The organism is Pseudomonas sp. B2M1-30 (assembly GCF_025447575.1).
GTDB classification, from domain to species: domain Bacteria; phylum Pseudomonadota; class Gammaproteobacteria; order Pseudomonadales; family Pseudomonadaceae; genus Aquipseudomonas; species Aquipseudomonas botevensis.
The window spans coordinates 190,557-202,588 of the sequence record NZ_JAOEJT010000002.1; the positions used below are offsets into that span (position 1 = coordinate 190,557).

Genomic DNA, 12,032 nt, shown 5'->3' on the forward strand with positions numbered 1-12,032 from the left:
CTTACTCGTCGTAACCCAGATTTGGCGCGAGCCAGCGCTCGGTGACGCTCAACTCCTGGCCTTTGCGCGAGGTGTAGCTTGCCACCTGATCCTTGTCGACCTTGCCCACGGCGAAGTATTGCGCCTGTGGGTGGGCGAAGTACCAGCCGCTGACCGCCGCCGCCGGGAACATCGCGTAGTGCTCGGTGAGGAACACGCCGCTGCGACCGGCGCGCAGTTCTTGCGCTTCAGGATCGAGCAGTTTGAACAGCGTGGCCTTCTCGGTGTGATCCGGGCACGCCGGGTAGCCTGGCGCAGGGCGGATGCCGGAGTATTGCTCCTTGATCAGCGCCTCGTTGTCGAGAGCTTCGTCCTTGGCGTAACCCCAGTGCTCTTTACGCACCTGTTCGTGCAGCCATTCGGCGCAGGCTTCGGCCAGACGGTCGGCCAGGGCTTTGACCATGATCGAGTTGTAGTCGTCGCCAGCGTCCTGATAGGCCTTGGCCACTTCTTCGGCGCCGATCCCGGCGGTGGTGATGAAGCCGCCGACGTAGTCGGTCACTTCGCTGTCCTTCGGCGCGACGAAGTCGGCCAGGGAGAAGTTCGGCTTGCCGTCGGTCTTGATGGTCTGCTGGCGCAGGTGATGCAGGCGCGCCATTGGCTTGCCGTCATCGCCGTACAACTCGATGTCGTCGTCATGCACCTGGTTGGCCGGCCAGAAACCGAAGACCGCGCGGGCGCTGATCAGCTTCTCGTCGATCAGCTTGGTCAGCATCTCGCGAGCGTCCTTGTACAGCGCGGTCGCGGCTTCACCGACCACTTCGTCTTCGAGGATGCGCGGGAACTTGCCGGCCAGGTCCCAGGAGATGAAGAACGGTGTCCAGTCGATGTACGCGGCCAGGACGTTGAGGTCGATGTTGTCCAGCACACGAGTGCCGGTGAACGTCGGTTTGACCGGCTGGTAAGTCGCCCAGTCGAACTGCGGTTTCTTGGCGATGGACGCCGCGTAGCTCAGACGCTCGGTGCGGGCGCTGCGGTTGGCGGTGCGCTCACGCACATCAACGTACTCGGCGCGGGTCTTCTCGACGAAACCGGCCTTCAGTTCCTTGGACAGCAACTGTGTGGCCACGCCGACCGCGCGGGAGGCGTCGGTGACGTAGACCACGGCGTCGTTGCTGTACTTCGGTTCGATCTTCACCGCCGTGTGTGCTTTGGAGGTGGTCGCGCCGCCGATCATCAACGGCAGGTGGAAGTCCTGGCGCTGCATCTCGCGGGCCACATGCACCATCTCGTCCAGCGACGGCGTAATCAGGCCGGACAGGCCGATGATGTCGCATTTCTCTTCGCGCGCCACTTGCAGGATCTTCTCCGCGGGCACCATCACGCCGAGGTCGACGATGTCATAGCCGTTGCAACCCAGTACCACGCCGACAATGTTCTTGCCGATGTCGTGCACGTCGCCTTTCACGGTGGCCATGAGGATCTTGCCCTTGGCTTCCGGCTTGTCGCCTTTTTCCAGTTCGATGAACGGAATCAGGTGGGCCACGGCCTGCTTCATCACGCGGGCGGATTTAACCACCTGCGGCAGGAACATTTTGCCGGCGCCGAACAGGTCGCCCACGATGTTCATGCCCGCCATCAGCGGGCCTTCGATGACCTCGATCGGCCGCGCGAACGACAGACGCGACTCCTCGGTGTCCTCGACGATATGGGTGGTGATGCCCTTGACCAACGCGTGTTCCAGACGCTTGTTGACCTCCCAGCTACGCCATTCTTCGGTTTCGGCTTCCTTGACGCTGCCGTCGCCCTTGTACTTGTCGGCGATGGCGAGGAGGGCGTCGGTGCCTTCCGGGGTGCGGTTGAGGATCACGTCCTCGACGGCGTCGCGCAGCTCCTGCGGGATCTGGTCGTAGATCTCCAGTTGGCCGGCGTTGACGATACCCATGGTCAGCCCATTGCGGATCGCGTACAGCAGGAATACCGAGTGGATCGCCTCGCGCACCGGGTTGTTGCCACGGAACGAGAACGACACGTTGGACACGCCGCCGGAGCTCAGGGCATACGGCAGTTCGTCACGGATGTAGGCGCAGGCGTTGATGAAGTCCACAGCGTAGTTGTTGTGTTCTTCGATGCCGGTGGCCACGGCGAAGATGTTCGGGTCGAAGATGATGTCTTCCGGCGGGAAGCCGACTTCGTTGACCAGAATGTCGTAGGAGCGTTTGCAGATTTCCTTTTTGCGCGCCTCGGTGTCGGCCTGGCCGACTTCGTCGAACGCCATCACCACCACGGCGGCGCCGTAGCGCTTGCACAGTTTGGCGTGGTGGATGAACTGCTCGACGCCTTCTTTCATGCTGATCGAGTTGACGATGCCTTTGCCCTGGATGCACTTGAGGCCGGCTTCGATCACTTCCCATTTCGAGGAGTCGATCATGATCGGTACGCGGGAGATGTCCGGCTCACCGGCAATCAGATTGAGGAAGGTCACCATGGCCTTCTTCGAATCGAGCATCCCTTCGTCCATGTTGATGTCGATCACCTGGGCGCCGGCCTCGACCTGTTGCAGGGCGACTTCCAGGGCTTCGGTGTAGTTGTCTTCACGGATCAGGCGGGCGAACTTGGCGGAACCGGTGATGTTGGTCCGCTCACCGACGTTGACGAACAGCGAGTTGCGATCGATGGTGAACGGCTCCAGACCCGACAGGCGGCAGGCCTTGGCGATGTCCGGAATCTGCCGTGGCGCATAACCGGCCACAGCCTTGGCGATGGCTTCGATATGGCCGGGAGTGGTGCCGCAGCAACCGCCGACGATGTTGAGGAAACCGCTCTGGGCGAACTCTTCGATGACCTTGGCGGTTTCCGACGGCAGTTCGTCGTACTCGCCGAATTCGTTCGGCAGGCCGGCGTTCGGGTGCGCGGAAACGTGGGTGCTGGCCTTGTCCGAGAGTTCTTCCAGATACGGCCGCAGCTCGCGGGCGCCGAGGGCGCAGTTCAGGCCGACCGAGATGGGCTTGGCGTGGGCCACGGAGTTCCAGAACGCTTCGGTGGTCTGGCCGGACAGGGTACGGCCGGAGGCGTCGGTAATGGTGCCGGAAATCATGATCGGCAGTTCGACGTGCAGTTCTTCGAACACGCCCTGCACGGCGAAAATCGCGGCCTTGGCGTTGAGGGTGTCGAAGATGGTTTCGATCAGGATCAGGTCAGCACCGCCCTCGATCAGGCCTTTGGTGGCCTCGGTGTAGTTCTCCACCAGCTCATCGAAGGTGACGTTGCGGTAGCCGGGGTTGTTGACGTCGGGCGACAGCGAGCAAGTGCGGCTGGTCGGGCCGAGGACGCCGGCGACGAAACGCGGTTTGGCCGGGTTCTCGGCCGTCTTGGCGTCCGCGATCTTGCGTGCCAGGCGTGCGCCTTCTACGTTGAGTTCGTAGGCCAGTTCTTCCATGCCGTAGTCGGCCATGGAAATCCGGGTGGCGTTGAAAGTGTTGGTTTCGAGGATGTCGGCGCCGGCATCCAGGTAGGCCTTCTCGATGCCGCCGATCACGTCCGGACGGGTGATGACCAAGAGGTCGTTGTTGCCCTTGACGTCACTCGGCCAGTCGGCGAAGCGTTTGCCGCGATAATCTTGCTCTTCGAGCTTGTAGCTCTGGATCATCGTGCCCATGCCGCCATCGAGAATCAGGATGCGCTCTTTGAGAGCTTGCTTGAGAGCTTGAAGGCGGACGCTGCGATCGGACATTGGGACTACTCGAAAAGACCATGACGAAGGGCCGGAATCATAACAAACCTGTATGGTTTTGGAGCATGCGGCGCTTTTGCATGAATATCGCTCATGTTGGTACGGCCGTCATAACGGTAGAATCGCGGCGTTTTTTCAGGATCGGGATCAGGGACATGTCGTATCGCGTCATCAGCATTGCGTTGCTGCTTTTCAGCTGGGGCGCGTTTGCCCAGGATCCTGCTGTCTCATCTGCGGTTTCTTCCTCTATTTCTTACACCCGCGATATCCAGCCGATCTTCACCGAGAAGTGCGTGGCCTGCCACGCGTGCTACGACTCCGCCTGCCAGTTGAACCTGGGCAGCGGCGAAGGTGCGAGCCGGGGCGCGAGCAAAATGCCGGTCTACGATGGCGACCGCAGTCAGGCGGCGCCGACCACCCGATTGTTCTACGACGCCTTCGGCAAACGCGCCTGGCAGCAGAAAGGCTTCTATTCGGTGCTCGACGCCCAAGGCAGTCAGGCGGCATTGATGGCACGCATGCTTGAGCTGGGGCACAAGACTCCGTTGCAGCCCAACGCCAAGCTGCCCGAAGACATCGTTCTCGGTCTCAACCGCGAAAACCTGTGCGCAATGCCCGCCGAGTTCGACGGTTACGCCGGCGCCCACCCGAAAGAAGGCATGCCGCTGGCGGTGACCGGCCTGACCAACCAGCAATACCAGACGTTGCAACGCTGGCTGGCGTCCGGCGCGCCTATCGACGAACAGGGCCTGGCCCCGAGCGCCAAGGAAGCGATGCAGATCGTGCAGTGGGAAAACCTGCTCAACACCCCCGGCGCCCGGCAGAGCCTGGTCGGTCGCTGGCTGTTCGAACACTGGTTCCTGGCGCACATCTATTTCAAGGACGGCGAGCCGGGGCATTACTTCCAGTGGGTGCGCTCGCGCACGCCGACGGGGCAGCCGATCGACCTGATCGCCACCCGTCGCCCCAACGACGATCCGGGCACCCAGGTGTATTACCGCCTGTGGCCGGTGCAGGGTGTGATCGTTCACAAGACCCACATCACCTATCCGCTGAGCGCGGCGAAGATGGCGCGGGTCAAGAGCCTGTTCTACAACGGCAACTGGCAGGTCAACGCCTTGCCGGGCTACGGGCCGCAGAGCCGGGCCAATCCGTTCGCCACCTTCGAGGCGATTCCGGCCCAGGCGCGGTATCAGTTCATGCTCGATAACGCCGAATACTTCGTGCGCACCTTCATTCGCGGGCCGGTGTGCCGGGGGCAGATCGCGACCGACGTGATCCGCGACAACTTCTGGGCGTTGTTCCAGGCGCCGGAACACGACCTTTACATCACCGACCCCAACTACCGTGGCCAGGCCACGCCGCTGCTGGCGATGCCGGGGCAGAACGACGACGTCGGCAGTGTACTGAGCCTGTGGCACAACTACCGCGACAAGCGGAACAAGTACGAAGCGCTGCGCCGCGACAGCTACGCCGACCTGCCGGCGCCGAGCTGGTCGACCCTGTGGGCCGGCAACGACAATGCGCTGCTGAGCATCTTCCGCCACTTCGACAGCGCCTCGGTGACCAAAGGCCTGATCGGCGAAGTGCCGCAAACCCTGTGGCTGTTCGACTACCCGCTGCTGGAGCGCACGTATTACCAATTGGCGGTCAACTTCGACGTGTTCGGCAACGTTTCCCATCAGGCGCAGACCCGTCTGTATTTTGACCTGATCCGTAACGGCGCCGAGCAGAACTTCCTGCGCCTGATGCCGGCCGACTCCCGCGAGGACTATCTCGACGATTGGTATCAGAGCAGCGGCCAGTTCAAGATGTGGCTGGATTACGAAGCCATCGACGACGACAAGCCGACCGGGCTGAAGCTCGACGAAAAGGACCCGAAACGTGATTTCGCCATGCAATTGCTCTCGCGTTACGGCGACCTCAATGCGCGGCCGGACCCGATCAACCGCTGTGAAGATGCCTATTGCTCACGGCCGAACATTGACCCGGCGCTGCAAAACGCCGAACAGGCCCTGAGCCGTCTGACCTCACGCCCGGCGGCAGGTCTCAAGGTGATCGATCAGTTGCCGGAAGCGACCATGCTGCGCATCGAAACCCGCAGCGGCAAACGCGAGGTCTACAGCCTGCTGCGCAACCGCGCCCACAGCAACGTGGCGTTCCTGCTCGGTGAGTCGCTGCGCTATCAGCCGGGCCTCGACACCGTGACCATTTATCCGGGCGTGCTCAGCAGTTACCCGAACTTCATGTTCAACATCCCGGCGGACGAAGTGCCAGCGTTTGTCGATGCCATGGAAGCGGCCAAGGATGCACCGCAGTTCGAGAAAGTCGTCGAACGCTGGGGTATCCGCCGCAGTCATCCGCAATTCTGGTTCTATTTCCACGACCTGAGCCAATACATCCACGAAACCGATCCGGTGGAAGAGGGCGTGCTGGACATGAACCGCTACGAGAATCTTTGATCGTTTGGTGAAGCCCTGCTGTCCCAACCTCAAGGACACCGCACCGCCCACGGGATGTGGCGGGCGGTGGTGAGTTGAGGTTGTGACCGGGAGCGCTCAATGCTGATTTCAGTCCAGGCCCTGCGTGCCTTCGCGGCGTGGGCAGTGGTCGGCCATCACTTCATGCAGATCTTCTTCGGCTTCCAGGCCCGTGGCCCGCTGGGCCAGCTGTTCATCGACAAAGGCGCGGTGGGTGTCGATATTTTCTTCGTCATCAGCGGTCTGGTGATCTTCCTGTCCACCGAAGGCAAGGCGTTGCCGCCGGCGCGGTTTCTGCTGTATCGGCTGTTTCGCATCGTGCCGGCGTATTGGCTGTACACCGTGTTGATGGCGTTGCTGGTGGTGTTTGCCCGACCGCTGTTGCCGGATCAAACCCTGGACTGGAACCACTTGTTGCTGTCATTGCTATTCATCCCCACACAAAACCCCGGTGGCTACGGCTTCTATCCGACCCTGAATGTCGGCTGGACGCTGAATTACGAAATGCTGTTCTACGTGCTGTTCGCCTGGGCGCTGCTGTTTCGCTTGCAGCTGCGTCTGTGGGTGGTTGCAGCGTTGTTGTTTGCGGTTTGCCAGACATGGACCGGTTTGGGCTGGATCAGCGAGTTCTATCGCTCGGACATCGTTTACGAGTTTCTGCTGGGGATCGGCATTGGCATGCTCTATCGTCGGGGCTGGTTTCGCAGCGGTTTTTACCGGCCGTTGCTGGGAATCGGCGCCGCGCTTATGGCGATTTATCTATTGCCGCCAGCTCCACGGTTACTCGCCTGGGGCGTGCCGAGTGCTGTGCTGGTGATTTCCTGCATGTCGCTGGAGTCTCGCTTCGAGCATAACCGGCTACTCAAGCTGCTGGGCGACTGTTCCTACTCGGTTTACCTGATGCACGTACTGGTACTTTCGATGGGTGGATTCCTTGCCCATCGTTACGGCATCGACCCGTATATGATGTTCATCCTTTGTGTAATCGCAATCGCCGCCGGTTCATGGCTGAGTTATCAATGGGTTGAAAAGGCCAGTTATCAATGGCTTAAAGCGCGATTTGAAGGTGAAGTGTTCGAGAAACTTTCCCGACAAAAATACTAGGACTTTGTCCGGCGCACCGATTGGCGTAAACTCCGCCACAAGCCTGCGAGGAGTTTCCATGACCGCTATTACCATCACCGACGCCGCCCATGATTACCTGGCCGATCTGCTCTCCAAGCAGAACACCCCGGGCATCGGCATCCGCGTCTTCATCACCCAGCCTGGCACCCAGTACGCAGAAACCTGCATTGCCTACTGCAAGCCAGGGGAAGAAAAACCTGAAGATACCGCGCTGGGGCTGCCTAGCTTCACCGCTTACATCGACTCGTTCAGCGAGGCGTTCCTTGAGGATGCCGTCGTCGATTACGCCACTGACCGCATGGGCGGCCAATTGACCATCAAGGCGCCAAACGCCAAAGTCCCGATGGTCAACGCCGACAGCCCGATCAACGAGCGCATCAACTACTACCTGCAAACCGAAATCAACCCTGGGCTGGCGAGCCACGGCGGTCAGGTCAGCCTGATCGATGTGGTCGAGGACGGCATCGCCGTTCTGCAGTTCGGCGGCGGTTGCCAGGGCTGCGGCCAGGCCGACGTGACCCTGAAGGAAGGCATCGAGCGCACCTTGCTCGAGCGCATTCCGGAGCTCAAGGGCGTTCGCGACGTGACCGACCACACGCAGAAAGAAAACGCTTACTACTAAGGCGTTCGCTGCGAACATAAAAAACGGCGCACCGTGAGCGCCGTTTTTTTATGCCTGAAACTCAGGACTTGTCCGCCAAGTGGCCGCTACGGCCGATACAAATGCGCATGCCCCGCGCGATACAGCGACGACTCACTGAAATGGTCGCTGCCCAACACCCGGCCCACCAGAATCAACGCCGTGCGTCGAAAACCCTTGGCGGCGACTTTCCCGGCGATATCCGCCAGCGTTCCCACGACCCAATCCTGATCCGGCCAGGTCGCGCGGTGAATCACCGCAATCGGGCAATCGGCGCCGTAGTGTGGCAGCAGCTCGGCGAGGATCTTTTCCAGATGATTGACCCCCAGATGAATCGCCATGGTCGCCCCGTGCTGCGCCAGACTGCCCAGTTCTTCCCCGGCGGGCATCGCGGTTTTGTCCGCGTAACGGGTCAGGATCACGCTTTGCGAGATATCCGGCAGGGTCAGTTCGGCGCCCAACAACGCGGCGCAGGCGGCGGTGGCGGTGACGCCGGGGATGATTTCGAACGGGATGTCCAGCTCACGCAAATAGCGGATCTGCTCGCCGATCGCACCATACAGACTCGGATCGCCGGAATGCACCCGCGCCACGTCCTGTCCCCGGGCGTGGGCGGATTTGATCAGTTCGATGATTTGTTCCAGATGCAATTCGGCGCTGTTGACCACCGTTTCGGCTTGATGACCTTGCAGCACCGCCGCCGGTACCAATGAGCCTGCGTAGATGATGACCGGGCAGGTGCGGATCAGCCGCTGGCCTTTGACGGTGATCAGTTCCGGGTCGCCGGGGCCGGCGCCGATGAAGTAGACGGTCATCGCTGAATCCTGTGAAAAAGGGCAGGGTGAGGCGGTATCAGAGCGCTTCAGATGAAGAATGCTCATGATCGATGGCGGGGATTATCGGGATTTCAGGCGGCGCCGGCCAATGCCAAAGTCGCCTGGGCGTATTTCTGCCGTGAAATCAGCAGTTTTGCAGGGGCCTGGATCAGCTGTTCGGCAAGGGCCAGGGCGGCACTTTCGGCCACGCCGTAGCAGCCGGTGCGCTCATAGGCGATTTGCGAACGGTGACTCAATCGCGGCTGGTAACCGGCCAGTTCCTCGCGGCTGAAGTAGAGCAGGGGCAGCGCGAGTTGCGCGGCAAGTTCTTGCAGGCCCGGTTCGTCACGTTTGAGGTCGATGCTGGCCAACGCCTTGACTGCCCGCAGTTCAATGCGATGAGCCTGCAAGGCCTGGTCAAGCAGCGCACGCAGGGTGCTGGCCGGGCAGCCGCGCTGGCAGCCCAGGCCGACCACCAGGGTCGGCGCTGCGCCAGCATCGGTCATGCGTTGTATTGACCGTCGTTCTTGCGGCGGAACAACCAGGCGCTGATCAGGCCCAGGGCCAGCCAGAACGCCACGTTGGTCAACTGCGAAGCGATCTTGAACTGAGCTTCCAGCACTTCCGGAGCGAGCATCGAATGCACTTCCGGTTGCGGCGCGCCGATCACATGCGGCACGGCGATGATCGCCACGCCAAGGATCTTCATTAGCCAGTTGCGGCTGAACGCGATCAGCGACAGACCCACAGCGGTGGACGCGGCGGTGCCGATCCACCACATCTGCCGCGAGGCCAGATCGGCGGCAGCGGTGCCCGGCAGTTCCGGCGGCAGGCCCATGGTCGGCGCGAGCACGAAGGTCGCATAACCGGCGAGGCCCCAAAGCAGGCCTTGCGAGGTTTTGGTCGGCGCACGCAGGGTGTACAGACCGGCCAGCATCAGGGCGAAACCGACAGCGACGACGAGGTTGCCGCCGGTGGTCGAAACCACGCGCTGCCAGCCATCTTCCGGCTCCCAGGCTTCGGCGTCGTGCGTGTGCGCGGCGGTGCCGGCGGCGTGTTCGTGAACTTCAGCCACTGGCTCGGATTTCTCGAAGGTTTCCGCCTGGAGAATCAGCGGCGACACCCAGAAGCTTTGCAGCAGGGTCAGCAGCAGGGCGGCCAGCAGGCCGGTGAAGCCTGCGGTTTGGGCAATGCGCTTGATCATGTCGTCAGGTCTCAGTGGCACGGGAACGCGGCGCTGTGGCGGGTATCGTGGGCGGCGTTGTGTACCGCTTCGATGTGCGAGAAACCGGCGAAGTAGACCAGGCAGGCACCGAGGATCGACGCGCAGACGGCGGCGGTCAGGCGTTGGCTCAGGGTGTTGGTGCTGGAGATCTTGTCCGAATTGCTGCCGGTGCTGCTGATGATCGACATGGCGCTTCCCTCTGGAGTGTCAGCGGGTGAACGGAGCGCATGAAAACCCCTGCGGGTCAGGCACGCAGAGGTTCGAACAGCGCCCGCCCACCGCGGGTTTGTTATGTTCAGCGACGCAAGGTACGCGCTGTGTGTTGCGGGCCGGTCTCCGGGCTCGCGAGGGGTGGCGTCTGGCCGACCTGCAAGCATCACCTTCCCATGCCATGGCACAGTGGATCTGACGCTTCTCTCGCTTACCGTTGCGGGGGCAGCACCGGACTGACATGGCTTTTGAGTAAAGCACATGATTCACCGGTTTCCCGTTTCACCCTTTGCAGGGCACCCGTAACAAGGTGTGTAGGAGAGCATGGGGGAGGGTTTGAGTCAATTGAATGGGGGCATATCCGTTTTTTGAGCACCCGAAGCAACGGATATGCCCCCAATCTCAAAATCCACCAAGCATTGACCCATCCCCATACCCTGCGTAGCCTTGCGCTTTCGAGGTTCTTCGGCGCGTGCCGAAGCTAAGAAGGGAACGCGGTCCAAGCCGCGGCTGCCCCCGCAACTGTGAACGGTGCTGTTCGCTGCCACGCCACTGCAGGCTCCCCCTACGGAGCTCGCGGGAAGGCGCAGCGAATGCCGGGCCAAGTCCCGAACGCCGTCAGCCAGGAGACCTGCCTCGATACAGATTCTCACTACAACCGGGCGGGGTGATCCGGTGGCGAACGCTTCCGGCGCGTGTCTGCGTGGCCGGTTCTCGTCCCGTATGCCCGCCACCTTGCCAAAGGGCATCCGATGAAAACATTGGCCAAACTTCCCGTCACCATCGTCACCGGTTTTCTCGGCTCGGGTAAAACCACCCTGCTGCGGCACATGCTCGACAACGCCCAGGGTCGTCGTATCGCGGTGATCGTCAACGAGTTCGGCGAGCTGGGCATCGACGGTGAAATCCTCAAGCAATGCACCATCGGCTGCACCGAAGAAGAAGCCACCGGCCGCGTCTACGAACTGGCCAACGGTTGCCTGTGCTGCACCGTGCAGGAAGAGTTCTTCCCGGTGATGCGTGAACTGGTCGCCCGTCGCGGCGATCTCGACCACATCCTCATCGAAACCTCGGGCCTGGCCCTGCCAAAACCACTGGTGCAAGCCTTCCAGTGGCCGGAAATCCGCAGCGCCTGCACCGTCGACGCGGTGATCACCGTGGTCGACAGCCCGGCCGTGGCCGCTGGCACCTTCGCTGCGTTCCCGGATCAGGTCGACGCCCAGCGCAAACTCGACCCGAACCTGGACCACGAGTCGCCGCTGCACGAGCTGTTCGCCGATCAACTGGCGAGCGCTGACCTGGTGATCCTCAACAAGGCTGACCAGACCAGTCCGGAAGATCTGGCCCGTGTGCGCCTGGAAGTCGCCGAAGAACTGCCGCCAGCGGTAAAAATCATCGAAGCCAGCAACGGTCGTCTGCCGCTGGATGTGTTGATTGGTCTGGGCGCCGGTTCCGAAGAGCACATCGACAGCCGCCACAGCCATCACGATCACCACCACGACGGTGATGATGACCACGACGATCACGATCACGACGCCTTCGACTCGATCTCCATCGAGCTGCCGCAAGCCGACGAGAGCCTGCTGCTCGACGCCCTGACGCAACTGGTGGTTCAGCACGGCATCCTGCGGGTGAAGGGTTTCGCGGCGATCCCGAACAAGCCGATGCGCCTGCTGATCCAGGGCGTGGGCACGCGTTTCGACAAGCACTTCGACCGTCAGTGGGGTGCCGATGAAGCGCGCGTCACCCGGCTGGTGCTGATCGGCCAGGAACTGGACGCCGCCCGACTTGAAGCGCAACTGCGCGCCGCGCTCAGCGTTTAAAC

The 12,032-nt window shown here is 61.7% G+C and carries 9 protein-coding genes and 2 riboswitches; of the genes, 4 read left to right on the forward strand and 5 right to left on the reverse strand.

Going from position 1 to position 12,032, the window contains the following annotated elements:
- Nucleotide 1: 1 nt before the first annotated feature.
- Nucleotides 2-3,712 carry a methionine synthase gene (gene metH / locus N8H74_RS04525; protein WP_262146405.1) on the reverse strand — a complete coding sequence of 1,237 codons (3,711 nt, stop codon included), beginning with the start codon at nucleotides 3,710-3,712 and terminating at the stop codon, nucleotides 2-4.
- Between the two features lie 155 nt (nucleotides 3,713-3,867).
- On the opposite strand from metH, the gene N8H74_RS04530 reads away from it, so the two are divergent.
- The 3 genes from N8H74_RS04530 to nfuA all read left to right on the forward strand — a co-directional run bounded on the left by N8H74_RS04530 (nucleotide 3,868) and on the right by nfuA (nucleotide 7,939).
- A complete protein-coding gene (locus tag N8H74_RS04530) occupies nucleotides 3,868-6,174 on the forward strand; it encodes a fatty acid cis/trans isomerase (protein ID WP_262146406.1) in 2,307 nt (768 codons plus the stop codon).
- A gap of 99 nt (nucleotides 6,175-6,273) precedes the next feature.
- Nucleotides 6,274-7,296 carry an acyltransferase gene (locus N8H74_RS04535; RefSeq protein WP_262146407.1) on the forward strand — a complete coding sequence of 341 codons (1,023 nt, stop codon included), beginning with the start codon at nucleotides 6,274-6,276 and terminating at the stop codon, nucleotides 7,294-7,296.
- A 58-nt stretch (nucleotides 7,297-7,354) separates the two neighbouring features.
- Nucleotides 7,355-7,939 carry a Fe-S biogenesis protein NfuA gene (gene nfuA / locus N8H74_RS04540; RefSeq protein WP_217829754.1) on the forward strand — a complete coding sequence of 195 codons (585 nt, stop codon included), beginning with the start codon at nucleotides 7,355-7,357 and terminating at the stop codon, nucleotides 7,937-7,939.
- Nucleotides 7,940-8,025: 86 nt separating this feature from the next.
- Here the strand turns inward: nfuA and cobM are convergent, their stop codons facing one another.
- From cobM to N8H74_RS04560, 4 genes are all read right to left on the reverse strand, one after another.
- Complete coding sequence (gene cobM, locus N8H74_RS04545) at nucleotides 8,026-8,772, reverse strand: precorrin-4 C(11)-methyltransferase (RefSeq protein ID WP_262146408.1); 747 nt, start codon at nucleotides 8,770-8,772, stop codon at nucleotides 8,026-8,028.
- Between the two features lie 92 nt (nucleotides 8,773-8,864).
- Nucleotides 8,865-9,278 (reverse strand): cobalamin biosynthesis protein, encoded by a 414-nt coding sequence (locus N8H74_RS04550; RefSeq protein WP_217829756.1) that lies wholly within the window; start codon nucleotides 9,276-9,278, stop codon nucleotides 8,865-8,867.
- A complete protein-coding gene (locus N8H74_RS04555) occupies nucleotides 9,275-9,976 on the reverse strand; it encodes a CbtA family protein (RefSeq protein ID WP_262146410.1) in 702 nt (233 codons plus the stop codon). The genes N8H74_RS04550 and N8H74_RS04555 overlap by 4 nt, the downstream gene beginning before the upstream one ends.
- A gap of 11 nt (nucleotides 9,977-9,987) precedes the next feature.
- Nucleotides 9,988-10,185 (reverse strand): CbtB domain-containing protein, encoded by a 198-nt coding sequence (locus N8H74_RS04560; RefSeq protein ID WP_262146411.1) that lies wholly within the window; start codon nucleotides 10,183-10,185, stop codon nucleotides 9,988-9,990.
- Between the two features lie 121 nt (nucleotides 10,186-10,306).
- Nucleotides 10,307-10,526: riboswitch (cobalamin riboswitch) on the reverse strand.
- A 122-nt stretch (nucleotides 10,527-10,648) separates the two neighbouring features.
- A riboswitch (cobalamin riboswitch) is annotated at nucleotides 10,649-10,861 on the forward strand.
- Between the two features lie 98 nt (nucleotides 10,862-10,959).
- On the opposite strand from N8H74_RS04560, the gene cobW reads away from it, so the two are divergent.
- Entirely contained in the window at nucleotides 10,960-12,030 is a 1,071-nt protein-coding gene (cobW, locus tag N8H74_RS04565) for a cobalamin biosynthesis protein CobW (RefSeq protein WP_279309267.1), read from the forward strand.
- Nucleotides 12,031-12,032 lie beyond the last annotated feature (2 nt).